This is a genomic window from Clavibacter sp. CT19 (genome assembly GCF_027858075.1).
Lineage (GTDB): Bacteria > Actinomycetota > Actinomycetes > Actinomycetales > Microbacteriaceae > Clavibacter > Clavibacter tessellarius_A.
This window is the reverse complement of record NZ_JAQHYR010000008.1, coordinates 25,044-39,114: the sequence shown is the minus strand read 5'-3', so window position 1 is coordinate 39,114 and position 14,071 is coordinate 25,044. Positions and strand designations below refer to the sequence as shown.

Here is a 14,071-nt window from a genome sequence, read left to right as displayed (position 1 = left end):
CGCGACCGCGACCCGCGATCCCGGGCCACGGTCGGCTGCGATGCTGGCCTAGCGGCTGCCGCCCACGGGCGACGGCGCCCAACCGTCGGCCGGGCAGTTCCAGCGCATGATCGCGTGGCGGCCGTGCTCGAAGCCGAGCTCGCTGAGCGTGGAGGTGGAGAGGGTGAGGATCCCGCCGGCCTCCGCGGGCAGGCCGACCCACGCGACGGCGAGCGCGCGGATCACGTGCGCGTGGGCGACGAGCAGCACGTCCTGGCCGGACTCGAGCACGGGCAGCACGCGCTCGAGCACCTGGAGGACGCGGTCGCGGACCTGCTGCGACGTCTCGCCGGGGGTGTCGCCCGCGGGGACGCCGTCGGTCCAGAGATCCCAGTGGCCGCGCTCGGACTGGATGTCGGCGGTGGTGCGGCCCTCGTACGCGCCGTAGTCGAACTCGACGAGCCGGTCGTCGACCTCGGCCTGGTCGCCGTAGCCGATGAGCTCGGCCGTGCGCTGCGCACGGGAGCGGGGGCTCGCGAGCACGAGCCCGAAGTCGGTGCCGGCCAGCACGCCGCCGACCGCGCGCGCCTGCTCCTCGCCCGTCTCCGTGAGGGGGATGTCGGTCGTGCCGGTGTGGCGCCCGTTGACGCTCCACTCGGTCTGCCCGTGGCGCACCATGACGATGCGGCCGCGGACCTTCTCCTGCCACTCCGGGGTGCCGGGGATCTCGGCGCGCGCGATGGCCGCATCCACCTCCGCGTACACGGGCGCGACGTCGTCGCGGGCGAGGCGCTTGGCGGTGGCGGGGTTCATGCCGGTCATGCGGGGGTCTCCTCCGTCGTCCGGGCGGGTGGCGGGCGACATCCGACTCTACGCCCGGGCGGATCCGCGGCCGGTGGGCGCCGGGTCCGTCGGCCGCGGGGAGCCGGGCTCAGTGCACGTGCTCCAGGAGGTCGAGCCCGACGATCCCGAGGGCGTCGCGCACCGCGAGCCGGGCCGGGAGGTCGGCGTCGTCGAAGTGCACCATGACGGCGTACGCGACCGCGCCGCGCGGCCCGCGGAGCACGCCCGCCTCGGCGCGCACGCCCGCGTCCACCCCGGTGCAGTCGACCACCACGACCCCGTGCTCGCCGCCGCGCTCGACCAGCGGGTCGAGCCCGAAGGACGCCGCGACGAGCGACCGGTCGGTGTTGAGCGCGAGCCAGCCCACCACGCGCGTGCTCGTCTCCTCGTCCACGACCTCGCCGTGCACGAGCGAGGAGAAGAGCGAGGCGAGCTCGCGGGCGGATCCGACGGAGAGCTGCGGCGCGTCGTCCGGCCCCCGGGATCCGCGCGCCAAGTCGAGCAGGGCCGTGCGCCGGAGGCCGAGCGACTCCGCGCGGGCGCGCACGGCGCCGAGGCCCACGAGCCGGAGGAGCGCGTTGGTGGCCGCGGCATCGCCGGTCGCGCCGACGAGGGACCCGAGGTCGGTCGCGGGCAGCGACGGCACCACGAGGTGCCGCCAGAGGCCCGCGCTGCCGCCCTCGTCCTCCGGCAGGCGGTCCACCAGGTGCAGCGGCGAGAGGTCGCCCGCGGTCATGCGCGCCGACAGCTCGATGAGCAGGAGCACGCGCCCGAGGCCCGCGGCGGGCAGCGCGACGTGGTCGTCGACCGCGAGCACGACCTCCCCGGTGTCGAGGTCGGTCGCGCGGGCGGCGACGCGCATGCCGTCGAGGGCCAGCCCGCCGAGCGCGCGGAAGGCGCTGCGGAACGCGGCCGCCGTCTCGCCGCCGCGGTGCCGCGCCGGGCCCCCGCCGGCGTGGCGGGCGCCCGGGGCGTCGCCGCCCGGCCCGTGCGTCGGATCCGTCATCGCCGGACGCGCGTCACCAGATGGTGACGCGGGCGTCCTCGTCGAGCCACAGGCCGTCGCCCGGCTGCACGTCGAACGTCGCGTAGAACGCGTCGATGTTGCGGACGATCTGGTTGCAGCGGAACTCGTTCGGCGCGTGCGGGTCGATGGCCAGCAGGCGCATCACCTCGGCGTCGCGGCCCTTCTGCTGCCAGGCCTGCGCCCAGGAGAGGAAGAAGCGCGCAGCTCCCGTGAGGCCGTCGATGACCGGCGGCTCGGCGCCCTCGAGCGAGATCAGGTACGCCTTCCACGCGATGGAGAGGCCGCCGAGGTCGCCGATGTTCTCGCCGATGGTGAGGGCGCCGTTCACGTGCGGCGCGTCGTCGCCCGTGAGCTGCGCCGGCACGAGCGCGTCGTACTGCTGGATGAGCGACGCCGTGCGCTCCTCGAACGCCGCGCGGTCGGCCGGGGTCCACCAGTCGGTGAGGCGGCCGTCGCCGTCGTAGCGCGAGCCCTGGTCGTCGAAGCCGTGGCCGATCTCGTGGCCGATGACCGCGCCGATCGCGCCGTAGTTCGCGGCCGGGTCGCGTTCCTCGTCGAAGAACGGGAACTGGAGGATCGCGGCCGGGAACACGATCTCGTTGAAGCCCGGGTTGTAGTACGCGTTGATGGTCTGCGGCGTCATGAACCACTCGTCGCGGTCGAGCGGGGCGCCGATCTTCGCGAGCTCGCGGCGCGTCTCGAAGCGGGCGGTCGCGCGCACGTTGCCCACGAGGTCGGTCGGGTCGATCTCGAGCGAGGAGTAGTCGCGCCAGCGGTCGGGGAAGCCGATCTTCGGGGTGAACTTCTCGAGCTTCTCGAGCGCCCGGCCGCGGGTCTCCGCGGTCATCCACTCGAGGCCGGAGATGGAGTCGCGGTACGCCTCCACGAGGTGGCCGACGAGCACGTCCATCTCGGCCTTGGCGGTGCGGGAGAAGTGGCGGTCGACGTAGATGCGGCCGATGGCCTCCCCCATCGCGCCCTCGACGAGCGAGACGCCGCGCTTCCAGCGCACGCGCTGCTCGGGCGCGCCCGTGAGCGTGCGGCCGTAGAAGTCGAAGGACGCCTCGGAGAACGCCTTCGGGAGCAGCGCCGCGTTCGAGCGGATGACCTGCCAGGCGAGCCAGTCGCGGAGCGCGGGAACCTCGGCATCGGTCAGCAGCGCGCCGAGGCCCTCGGCGAACGACGGCTCGCGGAGCACGAGCTCGTCGAGCGCGGCGGCGGGCGCCTCGAAGGCGTCGCGCCAGACGTCGAGGTCGGCGCCGGCGGCCTTCGCGACGAGGTCGCGGAGCTCGGCCCAGGTGACGAGGTTGTAGGTGGCCTGGCTGTCGCGGGTGCGCACGTTGTCCCAGTGGGCGGCGGCGATGCGGGTCTCGAGGTCGAGGATCCGGTCGGCGCGGCCCGCGGGGTCGTCGAGCTGCGCGAGGCCGAGCATCCGCTCGACGAAGGCGCGGTACGCGTCGCGGACGGCCGCGTGACCCTCCTCGCGGTAGTAGCTCTCGTCGGGGAGGCCGATGCCGCCCTGCTCGACCTGCACGACGTAGCGCTCGGGATCGCCCGGGTCGTTGTCGACGAAGAGGCCGAGGAGGCCGCTCACGTTGGTCTGCTCGAGGCGGCCGAGGGTCGCGAGGAAGGACGGGACGTCGGTGACGGCGGCGGCCTGATCGAGCTGGTCGCGGATCGGCTCGACGCCGAGCGCCTCGACCCGCTCCTCGTCCATGAAGCTCGTGAAGAGGTCGCCGAACCGGCGCTCCTCGGTGCCGGGCTCGGCGTCGACGGCCTCCTCGATGATCACGCGCACGGCCTCCTCGGCCGCCTCGGCGAGCTGGTGGAAGGAGCCCCAGCGGGCCTTGTCGTCGGGGATCTCGGTGCGCTCGAGCCAGCGCCCGTTCACGTGGAGGTAGAGGTCGTCCTGCGGCCGGACCCCCGCGTCCAGCTCGTCGGTGCGGATCCCGGTCGGAGGTGTCTCGGCGCTCATGGGCACGAGCCTAGGGGCGTCTCCCGCGCGCGTCCCGGGAGCGGTGGAGCGGGACCGGCGGTCGAGCCGGTCCGCCGGAGCCCGGGCCGGAGCCGCCCCGCGAAACGCCGCCGCAACACGGCGTCGGTACGCTCGCCGATCGGGGCGTCTCCCCACACACCCGCGCGAGAGCAGGCGAGCATGGCCCGACAGATCTGGACCCTCCACGGCGACGGCAAGGCGGTCGACGCGTCCGCGGTCGTCGGCCCCGGCGAGCGCCTCACCTGGCCCCGCACGATCGGGCTCGGGATGCAGCACGTCGTCGCGATGTTCGGCGCGACCTTCCTCGTGCCCGCGCTCACGGGCTTCCCGCCCACGACGACGCTGTTCTTCTCCGGGCTCGGCACGATCCTCTTCTTGGTTCTCACGAAGAACCGGCTGCCCAGCTACCTCGGCTCGTCGTTCGCGTTCATCGCGCCGATCGGCGCGGCCAACGCGGCGACGGCGGCGGGCGGCGGCGGGATCGGGGCGGCGCTCGCGGGCATCGTCGCGGTCGGCGTGATGCTCGCGGTCATCGGCGGCATCGTGCAGCTCACCGGCACCGGCTGGATCGACGCGCTGCTGCCGCCCGTCGTCGCCGGCGCGATCGTCGCGCTCATCGGCTTCAACCTCGCCTCGGCCGCGCGCGACAACTTCGTCAAGGCACCCGTGACGGCGACCATCACGCTCGCCGTCGTGATCCTCTCCACCGTGCTGTTCCGCGGGATCCTCGGCCGGCTCTCCATCGTGCTCGGCGTGGTCGTCGGCTACGCCGTGGCGGCGATCCGCCAGGAGATCGACTATTCGAAGCTCGAGGCGGCGGCGTGGATCGGGCTGCCCGAGTTCCACGCGCCCCAGTTCACGCCCCAGTTCTGGGCGCTGCTGCCCGCGTTCCTGCCCGTGGTGCTCGTGCTCGTGGCGGAGAACGTGGGCCACATCCGCGGCGTCGCGCAGATGACCGACGGATCGGTCAACAGGCTCACCGGTCGCGCGCTGCTCGCCGACGGCCTGGCGACCGTGCTCGCGGGCCTCGGCGGCGGATCCGGCACCACGACCTACGGCGAGAACATCGGCGTGATGGCCGCCACGCGCGTCTACTCGACCGCCGCGTACTGGGTGGCCGGCACGTTCGCCGTGCTGCTCGGCCTGTCGCCCAAGGTCGGCGCGGTGATCGACACGATCCCGGCGGGCGTGCTCGGCGGCGTGACGACCGCGCTGTACGGCCTCATCGGGATCATCGGCGTGAAGATCTGGATGGACAACAGGGTGGACTTCTCGAAGCCCGTCAACCAGCTCACGGCGGCGACCGCGCTCATCGTCGCGATCGCGCCCTTCACCTTCACGCTCGGCGACGTCTCCTTCAACGGCATCGCGCTCGGGACGGTCGCGGCGATCGTGATCTACCACGTGATGAGCACCGTCGCGCGGCTGCGCGGCACCGCCTGACCGCGCGGGCGACTCGTCCGCTCACGGCAGGGCGACGACCGCGTGGCCTACCATCGCGAGAGCGCCGCCCGCACCACGGGCGTCCGCGAGCCGGGCTCCGGCCCCCGCGGGCCGCGTCCCCGTCCGTCCCGACCGCAGGAGAACCACCCGACATGCACCCGCCTGCGCGCCGAGAGGGCGCCGCCCGGTGACCGCGGACGAGTCGCTCGCGTCGCATGCCGTCCGGCCGCCGGCCGCCGGCATCATGGCACGCCCGTGGCTGGCCTTCGCGCTCTGCCACCTCTGGCTCATCACGCTCAACCTCATCGGCCCCACCTCCGCGCTCGGCGACGTGACGGGCATCTACCGCATCTGGATGCAGGAGGGGATGGCCGGTGGCGGCCGGGTGGGCCTCGACCTGCCGTGGGTGTACCCGATCCTCGCGGCGGCGCCCATGCTCGTCTCGCTCCTCGGCGGCACCGCGTTCTTCGGCACGGTGTGGCTCGCGCTGATCACCCTGCTCGACGCCGCCGCCTTCGCGCTGCTCCTCCGCATCCGCCGCGGCCGCGGCCTCGCCCCCGCCGCGTGGTGGCTCGGCTTCCTCGTGGCGCTCGGGCCGATCTCGCTCGGCCGGATCGACGCGGTCACCGTGCCCCTCGCCCTCGCCGGCCTGCTCGTGCTCGCGACCCGGCCCGCCCTCGCCTCCGCGCTCCTCACCATCGGCGCCTGGGTGAAGGTGTGGCCGGCGGCGCTGCTGCTCACCGCCGTGATCGCCCGCCGCGGACTGGCGCGGGGCACGGTCGTCGCGGTCTCGCTCGGCACGACGGCCGTGGTCGTCGCCGGATCCCTCGCCCTCGGCAGCGGCGCGAACGTGCTGGGCTTCGTGGGCCAGCAGACCGGGCGCGGGCTGCAGGTCGAGTCGACCGCGGCGCTGTACCACCTGTGGCGCATCGTCGCGGGCGACGACCGGTACCGCGTGTACGACGACCTGGGCATCATCACGTTCCAGGTCGCGGGGCCCGGGGTGGACGCCGTCGCGGCCGCGCTCACGCCGATCATGCTCGGCGTCGTACTCGTCGTGACGCTGCTCGGGATCCGCGCGCACCACCGCGGCGCCTCCCCCGCCGCGCTCATCGGGCCGCTGTCGCTCGCGCTCGTCGCCGTCCTCATCGTGACGAACAAGGTCGGCTCGCCGCAGTACGTCTCGTGGTTCGCCGTGCCGATCATCGTGATGCTCGTGCACGACCGCCACGCCCCCGGCACGGCCCTCGCGGCGCGCCTCGGGCTCGTCGTGGCCGCGCTCACGCAGCTGGTCTACCCCTACGCGTACGTGCTGCTGCTCGAGGCGGTCCCGGTGATGGTGGGGGTGATCACGCTCCGCGACCTCGGCGAGATCGTGCTCCTCGGCGTCGCCGTGGTGCAGCTCGTGCGGCTGCGCGGCACGGCGACGGACGGGCCGGCGCGGGTGCGCGCGGGACGGGCGGCACGCGGACACGGATCCCACGGGGCGAGCGCGGGCGTGTCGCGGGCGCCGGGCGTGCCGCCCGTCCCCGGGGTCCCGGGGGTCCCGGGGGCGACGCCGACCGCGTCCCCCGCGGCCGCCACCGCGCACGAGCTCAGCCCGTGGCGGACGGCCCCCGCGGATCAGGAGCCCGGGACCGCCTGACCGCGGGACGCCAGGTACCGCAGCCACCCGCCGTGCGCGCTGATGTCCGGCGCGCCCGCGGTGTCGGTGCAGAGGAACCCGATCGCCTGCGTGCCGTCGTCGAGCTCCACCGGGCCGAGGGCCATGGGGCGGACCATGCCGGAGAGGAACGCGGCGAGGCCGGCGCGCGTGAGGGTCCACGCCTCGCCCGCGAGCGGCGTGCCGTCGCCGTCGGGCGCCGGGGTCACGCCGGGGCGCGCGGGCTCACCCGGGAGGTGGGCCATGCGGTACGCCGCGCTCGTGCGCACGTCGCGGGAGAAGCGCGCGCCGAGCTCGCTGAGCTGGCGGTGCAGCGGCTGGCCGCCGAGGTGCGCGCCGAACACGACCACGTCGACCGCGTCGGTCGGCAGGAGCGCGGGCCGAGCGGGATCGCCCGTGATCCGGCCGGCGAGATCCAGCACGACCTGGTCGGCGAAGGCGGGCGCGACGAGGCTCACGCCGAACGGGGATCCGTCCGCCTCGCCCGCGGGCACGGCGACCGCGCACAGGTCGAAGAGGTTCACGAAGTTCGTGTACGTGCCGAGGCGCGCGTTGACGGCGACCGGCTCGGCGGCGACCTCGGCGAGCGTGGGGTGCTCGGTGGTGGTCGGCAGGAGCAGCGCGTCGATCCCGCGGCGCGCGTCGCCGGGGGCGTCGAACACCGTGCACGCGGCGACGCGCAGGCGCTCGAGGAGCGCGCGGTCCTCCACGAGCCGGTGCGCGGGGATCCCGAGCGCGCCGCGCACGATGCCGGCGACGGTCGGATCCAGGTCCGGCGCGTCCGCGAGCACCGACGGCCCCGCCGCCTCGCAGCGCTCGGCCACGAGCGCGCCCTCGTAGAGGAGGAGCGCGGCGCGGAGGAAGGGCCCCAGCTCGACCGTCTCGACGACGGCGCCGGAGTCGCGCATCCGCGCGACCGCCTGCTGGAACGCCGCGCGGGCGCCGGGCGAGAGCGGCGCGAGGTCGTGCTCCGCGGGCACGCCCACGACGGGGACGCCGCGCGGCGCGAGCCGGGTGGTGGACGGCCAGTCGCGGCTCGCGGGATCCGCGGCGTCGGGCCCGACCATCTCGGCGAGCGCGCGCTGCGCGGTGGCGAGGTCGGCCGCGAGCACGCTCACGGTGTCGTAGGAGCGGCAGGCGGGGACGACGCCCGTGGTGGGCACCAGGCCGAGCGTCGGCTTGATCCCGACCAGGCCGTGCAGGGCCGCGGGCACGCGTCCGGATCCGGCCGTGTCGGTGCCGAGCGCCACGTCGACGAGGCCCAGCGCGACGGCGACCGCGGAGCCCGAGCTGGATCCGCCCGAGATGCGGTCGGGACGCGTCGCGTGCCGCACGGCGCCGTAGGGGCTGCGCGTGCCGACGAGGCCGGTGGCGAACTGGTCGAGGTTGGTCTTGCCGATCACGAGGGCGCCGGCCTCCCGGAGCCGGGCGACGGCGGGCGCGTCGACCTCGGGCGCGGCGGCGGCGGACGGGCACGCGGCGGTCGTCGGCAGGCCGGCCACGTCGATGTTGTCCTTGACGGCGACGAGCCAGCCCGCGAGCGGCAGCGATCCCGCCGGGGCCCGGGCGATGCGATCGTCGAGGTCGGCGGCGCGGGCGAGGGCGTCCGCGCGGTCGAGCAGCGTGATCCACACCTCGGGCCGGTCGACCTCGGCGATGCGCGCGTAGGCGGCGCGCACGCGGTCGACGACGGAGGCGGATCCGACGAGCGGCAGCGCGGGGACGCCGGGGACGCCGGGGACGCCGATGCCCCCGCTCACTCGCGGGCCTCCGATCCGACGCGGCCCGCCCCGGCGAGCGCCGCCAGCACGTCGTCGGACGACGCGACGGCACCGAACACGCCGCCCTGCATCGTGACCATCCGCAGCGCCGCGTCGTGGTTCGCCGGGTCCGTGGCCCCCGTGCAGTCGGAGAGCACCAGGCACTCGTAGCCGCGGTCGTTGGCTTCGCGCATCGTGGTCGAGACGCACACGTCGGTGGTGATGCCCGTGAGGATCAGCCGGTCGATGCCGCGCGCCCGCAGCACCAGGTCGAGGTCGGTGGCGTAGAACGCGCCCTTGCCGGGCTTGTCGATCACGGGCTCGCCGGGGAGCGGGGCCACCTCGGGGACGATCTCCCAGCCGGGTTCGCCGCGCACGAGGATCCGCCCGCACGGGCCGACGCTGCCGATCTCGGCGCCGGCGCGCTCCGAGCGCCAGCGCTTGTTCGCCGGGAGGTCGGAGAGGTCGGGCCGGTGGCCCTCGCGGGTGTGGATCACGGTCATGCCGAGCGCCCGCACCCGCTCCAGCAGCCGGGCGGTGGGCGCGAGGCCGGCGCGGGTGAGCGCGAGGTCGTAGCCCATGCGGTCGACGTAGCCGCCGACGCCGCAGAAGTCGACCTGCCAGTCGATGCAGACCACGGCGGTGCGCGCCACGTCGACGGCGCCGTCGTAGGGCCAGGCGTACGGGTCCGCGGCGACGGACGTGGTGCCGGCGACGGGTGCGACGGCGGTGGTGGCGGCGATGCTCACGAGCGCACCTCCCCCGCCTCGACGGCCGCGCCGAGCGGGGCGCGCACGCGTCCCAGCGCGTCGGCGGCGACGAGCGCGATCGCGGCGACGACCAGGCCCACGACCGCCGTGGAGAGGAAGTCGGCGTAGGCGTGGGCCGCGAGCGCGGCACCGGCCCCCACGATCCAGGCGACGAACGCGGGCGCGCGCCACGGGCCGCGAACGGAGGCGGACGCGGTGCCGGCAGCGGAGGCCGCCGCCCGACGCGGTGCGAGCAGCAGCTGGTCGACGATGAGCACCGCTCCGATGGGCGGCACGATCACCCCGAGCAGGTTCAGCCACACCTCGAAGTAGGTCCAGATGCCCGCGACCGCGAGCACCACGCCGACCGCGCCGAGCACGAGGGTCGTGCGGCGCATCCTCATGCCCGTGAGCTGGCTCCAGCCGACCGCGCCGTTGTAGAGGCAGTGGGCGCAGACGGATCCGAGGTTCACGACCACGAACAGCACGGCGAGCGGCACGAGCGCGCCGCCCTGCGCCACGAGGATCCCGAGGAAGTCGCCGCCCGCGGTGCCCGGATCGGTCGCGCCGCCGAGGGCGACGATGAGGCCGCCGACCACGAGCGCGATCGCGTTGCCGAACGGGAACGCCGCGAGCGACGCGAGCACGGCCTGCCGGCCCGAGCGCGCCCAGCGCGTGAAGTCGGCGGTCATGGTGCCCGAGTCGGCGAACAGCGCGACGACGAGGGTGACGGCGGCGCCGAAGCTCAGCGCGCCCGCCCCGCCGGCCGGCGCCGACTGCAGCTCCGCGCCCGGCCGGGTCGCGACGATCGCGATGGCGACCGCCCCGAGCACGAGGTAGAGGGGAGCGGCGATGACGCCGATCCAGGAGAGCGCGCGGATGCCGAGCAGCGTCACCGCGACGAACAGGATGCCGGCGACGAGCGTCGTCGTCGTCTGGTCCCAGCCGAGGGAGCCGTGCAGCGTGGATCCGGTGAGCCCCGTCTGGAACGCGAACCAGCCGATGACCACCGTGGCGAGGAACGCCGCCGGGACGACGTAGCCCTTGGCGCCGAACGTGCGCATCGCCATGAGCGCGAAGCTCTCGCCGCTGCGGCCGGCGAGGTAGCTCAGCGCGCCGACGTAGACCATGAGCACGAGCGTGCCGACCGCGATGGCGCCCATGCCCGTCCAGAACCCGAGCGAGTGCACGACGAGGCCGCCGAACACCGCGCAGGTGAGGATCATCGGGAAGCCCAGCCACACGGCCGCGACCGATGCGGTGCGGCGGCGCGCGTGCGGGGGCACGGGCTCCGACTCGTACTCCGAGAAGACGGGGCGGTCGGCGGGATCCGGGACGGCGCCGTCGGCGTGGCGCGCGACCGGCGGGGCGGCGGGGAGCGACATGGGTTCTCCTGGGATCGGGTGGCGCCGGCGGGGGATCCGGCTGCGTCCTATAGGAACAGCCCGGCCGCACACGCGCGTTTCGCCTGTGTTTCCGGGATGTGAAACACGTCTGGGTGGTGCCGTGGCGGCGGATCCTATAATCGAGCGCATGCCCGCTCCCGCCCCGGTCCCCTCCCGCGTCGGCGCCGCGGAGCGCGTGCGGGTGCTGCTCGAGGAGGAGATCCTCGGTGGTGCGCTCGCCCCCGGCTCCCGCGTCAAGGCCGACGACATCGCCCGCCGCACGGGCACGAGCCACATCCCGGTGCGCGAGGCGCTGCGCGCGCTCGAGGCCGACGGGTGGGTCGTGCACCGGCCGCATGAGGGCGTGTCGGTGCGGCCTCGCGTGCTGTCGGAGCTGGTGGACCTGTTCGAGGCGCGGGCGCTCGTGGAGCCGCAGGCCGTGGAGCTCGCCGCCCAGCGCCGCACGGCCGACGACCTCGGCGAGCTCGCGCGCGTCCTCCGCCTGCAGGAGCAGACCTCGGATCCGGCCGATCTCGCCCGCCTCAACCACGACTTCCACGTGGCCGTCGCGCGCGCCTCGCAGAACAGCACGCTCGCCGCCGTCGTGGAGTCGATGTCGAAGCGCGTGCGCTTCCACTACCTGCCCACGGCCGCCGCCCGCCGGCCCGACTCGCTCGCCGACCACCGCGAGCTCGTCGCCCTCCTCGAGCGGCGCGAGGGCGCCCGGGCGGCGGATCTCGCGCGTCGCCACATCGACGCCACGCGCGTCGACGCGTGCGCGGCGCTCGAGGCGCTCGTGCGCGCGGAGGCGTACGCCGCCGACGACCGGGCGGCCGGCTAGCTAGCTAGCAGCGCCGTCCACGGATCCGTCGGACCCGAGCCCGAGCAGCCGCTCCAGCGCCGGGTCCTCGAGGGAGTCGAGCACGAGATCCGCGCCCGCGTCGCGCAGCTCCTCGGCCGAGTAGTGCCCGCTCGCCACGCCCACCGCGGTCGCGGTCGCGTCGTGCGCGGAGGTGATGTCGTTCGGGGTGTCGCCCACGACGAGCACCTCGTCGCGCGCGGGCTCGTCGCCGCGGAGCGTGCCGGCGGTCGCGATCGCGCGGCGCACGACGTCGACGCGGTCGGGCGAGTCGGATCCGTACGCGCCGAACACGAAGAACCGGCCGAGCCGGGCGGGCTCCATCTTCGTGCGGGCCGCGCCCTCCATCGCGCCCGAGACGACGCCGAGCACGACGCCCGCGTCGGCGAGCCGGTCGAGCAGCGCCTCCGCGCCGTCGAGCACGCGGTAGCCCTCGGACACGCGGATGTCGTCGGCGAGGTGCCGCAGGTAGGAGGCGTAGAGGCGCGCGAGCTCGGCGGACTCCGGATCCCGGCCCATCACTCCGCGGAACGTCGCGGCGCCGACCTGCGGATCCGTCTCCCCCGCCGACGAGTGCTCGCCGATGTCGGCCTCCACGTCGTGCAGGTCACGGAACGCCATCGCCCAGCTGCGGGCGCCGGAGCCGCCCGTGTGGATGAGGGTCTCGTCGATGTCGAAGAGCACGGCGGGCGGGATGGAGGAGGTGTCGGCCATGGATCCATCGTGCTCCGGCCGGCGCGACGCGCCCAAGGTCGGGACCGGGGCCGCGGCGGGACCGGGGCCGCGCCGGGGATCAGGACGACCGGCGCGTGCGCACCCGCTCGGTCGTGCGCGCGATCACCCGGAGGCTGTCGATGAGGGTCGCGATCTGGGCCCGGCTGAGGTCGGCGAGCACCTCGTCCTCGTCGGCGACGAGCCGGCGCATCGCCCGGTCGACGCGCTCGATGCCGAACGGCGTGAGCACGACGAGCCGGCTGCGGCCGCCCGACGGATCCTCCTCGCGCGTGATGAAGGAGCGCGCGGTCAGCCGGTTCACCCGGTGCACGAGGCTGCCCGTGTCGGTGCCGAGCCGCTCGGCGAGCGCGGCGCGCGTGAGGCCCGCGTCGCCCTGCTGGCGGAGGATGGAGAGGAACTCGAACTCGCTCGTCGTGAGGCCCTCGGCGGCGAACGCGCCCTCGCGGATCCGCTGCATCTGCGGCAGCAGCCGCCGGAGCCGCGACACCACGTCGAGCGGCGCGAAGTCGACGTCGGGCAGGGCGGCACCCCACGCGTCGATCACCAGGTCGACGTCGTCGTCATCCTTCATCGGGACTCCCACCGTCGCGTCCACGGTACCCGGCGGCGGCGTGTGCGACGGCGCATGACCCCCGGCTCGGATCCGGCCGGCCGCTCCGGCAGGATGTGCGCATGCAGCTCCCCCACCGCCCGCTCCTCCTCGACGGCGGCCTCGGCACGCTGCTGGAGGCGCGCGGCCACGACCTGTCGGATCCGCTCTGGAGCGCGCGCGTGCTCGCCGACGAGCCGGACGCGGTCCGCGCGGCGCACGCCGAGTACTTCCGCGCGGGCGCCGACGTCGCGATCACGGCGTCGTACCAGGTGGGGTTCGCCGTGTTCGCGGCGCGCGGGTTGACGCACGCCGACACCGAGGAGCTGCTGCGCGCGAGCGTGCGGCTCGCGGCGGAGGCGCGCGATGAGGTGGCGCGGGAGGATCCGCCCGGCGCTGCCCGCGCGCGCTGGGTCGCCGCATCCATCGGCCCGCTCGGCGCGACGCTCGGCGACGGCTCGGAGTACCGCGGATCCACCGGCCTCGACCGCGCGGGGCTCCGCCGCTGGCACGCGCCGCGGTTCGCCGTGCTCGCCGACGCCGGCGCCGACCTCCTCGCCTGCGAGACCATCCCGAGCCTCGACGAGGGCCGCGCCCTGGTGGACCTCGCGCGCGGCTCGGGCGCGTCCGCGTGGCTCGCGTTCACGGTCGAGGGCGGGCGGCTGCGGTCGGGCGAGCCGATGGCCGAGGGGTTCCGGCTGGCGGAGGAGGCGGACGAGGTCGTGGCCGTGGGGATCAACTGCGCGCACCCGGAGGAGGTGCCCGCCGCGATCGCCGCCGCGCGCAGCGTGACCGACCGGCCCGTGGTCGTCTACCCGAACTCCGGCGAGCGCTGGGACGCGGTCGCGCGCGGCTGGGGCGGCGACCCGGGCGTGCCCGACGCGCGCGCCTGGATCGACGCCGGCGCGACCCTCGTGGGCGGCTGCTGCCGGGTGGGGCCCGACGCGATCCGCTCGATGCGGGACGCGCTCGGCTGAGCGCCCCGCGCCCGCGCGCGACGACGGCCCGCCCCCGTGAGGGGACGGGCCGTCGTCGCGTGCGGA

General features: G+C 75.4%; 12 protein-coding genes. 4 read left to right on the top strand and 8 right to left on the bottom strand.

Annotated elements, in window-relative coordinates:
* Positions 1 to 48 precede the first annotated feature (48 nt).
* From PED38_RS10755 to PED38_RS10745, 3 genes are all read right to left on the bottom strand, one after another.
* Positions 49 to 801, bottom strand: a complete 753-nt coding sequence (locus PED38_RS10755; protein WP_063071498.1) for a histidine phosphatase family protein — start codon at positions 799 to 801, stop codon at positions 49 to 51.
* Positions 802 to 910: 109 nt separating this feature from the next.
* Positions 911 to 1,828, bottom strand: coding sequence for a serine hydrolase (locus tag PED38_RS10750; protein ID WP_270981205.1), 918 nt, complete (start codon positions 1,826 to 1,828; stop codon positions 911 to 913).
* 13 nt (positions 1,829 to 1,841) lie between these two features.
* Complete coding sequence (locus tag PED38_RS10745) at positions 1,842 to 3,824, bottom strand: M13 family metallopeptidase (protein ID WP_270981203.1); 1,983 nt, start codon at positions 3,822 to 3,824, stop codon at positions 1,842 to 1,844.
* A 180-nt stretch (positions 3,825 to 4,004) separates the two neighbouring features.
* Here PED38_RS10745 and PED38_RS10740 point away from each other — a divergent pair, with 180 nt between their 5' ends.
* Positions 4,005 to 5,288, top strand: a complete 1,284-nt coding sequence (locus PED38_RS10740) for a uracil-xanthine permease family protein (protein WP_270981202.1) — start codon at positions 4,005 to 4,007, stop codon at positions 5,286 to 5,288.
* A gap of 187 nt (positions 5,289 to 5,475) precedes the next feature.
* Positions 5,476 to 6,933 (top strand): glycosyltransferase 87 family protein, encoded by a 1,458-nt coding sequence (locus PED38_RS10735; protein WP_270981200.1) that lies wholly within the window; start codon positions 5,476 to 5,478, stop codon positions 6,931 to 6,933.
* Here the strand turns inward: PED38_RS10735 and atzF are convergent.
* From atzF to PED38_RS10720, 3 genes are read right to left on the bottom strand one after another with little or no spacing between them, the layout of a single operon-like run.
* Positions 6,912 to 8,711, bottom strand: coding sequence for an allophanate hydrolase (atzF, locus tag PED38_RS10730; RefSeq protein ID WP_270981198.1), 1,800 nt, complete (start codon positions 8,709 to 8,711; stop codon positions 6,912 to 6,914). The genes PED38_RS10735 and atzF overlap by 22 nt on opposite strands.
* Entirely contained in the window at positions 8,708 to 9,460 is a 753-nt protein-coding gene (biuH, locus tag PED38_RS10725) for a biuret amidohydrolase (RefSeq protein ID WP_270981197.1), read from the bottom strand. Before biuH ends, atzF begins: the two co-directional genes overlap by 4 nt.
* A complete protein-coding gene (locus PED38_RS10720; protein WP_270981196.1) occupies positions 9,457 to 10,845 on the bottom strand; it encodes a purine-cytosine permease family protein in 1,389 nt (462 codons plus the stop codon). The genes biuH and PED38_RS10720 overlap by 4 nt, the downstream gene beginning before the upstream one ends.
* 148 nt (positions 10,846 to 10,993) lie before the next feature.
* Here PED38_RS10720 and PED38_RS10715 point away from each other — a divergent pair, with 148 nt between their 5' ends.
* On the top strand, positions 10,994 to 11,686 hold the full coding sequence (locus PED38_RS10715; protein ID WP_270981195.1) for a GntR family transcriptional regulator: 693 nt from the start codon (positions 10,994 to 10,996) through the stop codon (positions 11,684 to 11,686).
* Here PED38_RS10715 and PED38_RS10710 read toward each other — a convergent pair whose 3' ends face one another.
* Together PED38_RS10710 and PED38_RS10705 are read right to left on the bottom strand one after the other, a co-directional pair.
* The gene (locus PED38_RS10710; protein ID WP_270981194.1) at positions 11,687 to 12,418 is read right to left on the bottom strand and encodes an HAD family hydrolase; all 732 of its coding nucleotides are present in this window, start codon (positions 12,416 to 12,418) and stop codon (positions 11,687 to 11,689) included.
* A gap of 79 nt (positions 12,419 to 12,497) precedes the next feature.
* Entirely contained in the window at positions 12,498 to 13,010 is a 513-nt protein-coding gene (locus tag PED38_RS10705) for a MarR family winged helix-turn-helix transcriptional regulator (RefSeq protein WP_270981193.1), read from the bottom strand.
* A gap of 101 nt (positions 13,011 to 13,111) precedes the next feature.
* Between PED38_RS10705 and mmuM the strand changes: the two genes are divergently transcribed.
* Positions 13,112 to 14,005 carry a homocysteine S-methyltransferase gene (gene mmuM, locus PED38_RS10700; RefSeq protein WP_270981192.1) on the top strand — a complete coding sequence of 298 codons (894 nt, stop codon included), beginning with the start codon at positions 13,112 to 13,114 and terminating at the stop codon, positions 14,003 to 14,005.
* Positions 14,006 to 14,071: the final 66 nt, after the last annotated feature.

What these genes read in the sequence shown, in the direction of transcription:
- PED38_RS10740 (WP_270981202.1), top strand. Translation starts at nt 4,005, where the DNA reads ATGGCCCGACAGATCTGGACCCTCCACGGCGACGGCAAGGCGGTCGAC.
- PED38_RS10710 (WP_270981194.1), bottom strand. Translation starts at nt 12,418, where the DNA reads ATGGCCGACACCTCCTCCATCCCGCCCGCCGTGCTCTTCGACATCGAC.
- PED38_RS10705 (WP_270981193.1), bottom strand. Translation starts at nt 13,010, where the DNA reads ATGAAGGATGACGACGACGTCGACCTGGTGATCGACGCGTGGGGTGCC.
- PED38_RS10750 (WP_270981205.1), bottom strand. Translation starts at nt 1,828, where the DNA reads ATGACGGATCCGACGCACGGGCCGGGCGGCGACGCCCCGGGCGCCCGC.
- PED38_RS10715 (WP_270981195.1), top strand. Translation starts at nt 10,994, where the DNA reads ATGCCCGCTCCCGCCCCGGTCCCCTCCCGCGTCGGCGCCGCGGAGCGC.
- mmuM (WP_270981192.1), top strand. Translation starts at nt 13,112, where the DNA reads ATGCAGCTCCCCCACCGCCCGCTCCTCCTCGACGGCGGCCTCGGCACG.
- PED38_RS10755 (WP_063071498.1), bottom strand. Translation starts at nt 801, where the DNA reads ATGACCGGCATGAACCCCGCCACCGCCAAGCGCCTCGCCCGCGACGAC.
- PED38_RS10745 (WP_270981203.1), bottom strand. Translation starts at nt 3,824, where the DNA reads ATGAGCGCCGAGACACCTCCGACCGGGATCCGCACCGACGAGCTGGAC.
- PED38_RS10720 (WP_270981196.1), bottom strand. Translation starts at nt 10,845, where the DNA reads ATGTCGCTCCCCGCCGCCCCGCCGGTCGCGCGCCACGCCGACGGCGCC.